Raw genomic sequence first — 278 nt, forward strand, 5'->3', positions numbered from 1 at the left:
CCGCAACGTCAGCTCTATTGAGAAAGCACTGGGTATTATGGGTGGTAGTATTGATGATGTTCCAACCGAAGATAACACCCTGATGGTCACGGGTCTTTATCATCCACGCCAGTTTGTTGAAGTGGACGATAATTTATTCCGCCAGGTTGACGGTGACGAGCAGATAACCTTTGTGTCCCGCAGCGGCGACGGCATTGACACCATGTACTTCGAAAGCTTCCCTTTTATGGGCATGGAACGTACCCCAACCTTTGAAACCGGGTTATTCAAGCTGCTAT

The 278-nt window shown here is 48.6% G+C and carries 1 protein-coding gene; it reads left to right on the forward strand.

Translation table 11 applies throughout. The features are described 5' to 3' along the window. Positions 1-278 (forward strand): hypothetical protein (locus tag SB749_RS19305; RefSeq protein WP_410711727.1); only part of this gene is annotated, 278 nt, incomplete at both ends.

It is taken from the genome of Brevibacterium sp. SIMBA_078, assembly GCF_046534565.1.
Lineage (GTDB): Bacteria > Actinomycetota > Actinomycetes > Actinomycetales > Brevibacteriaceae > Brevibacterium.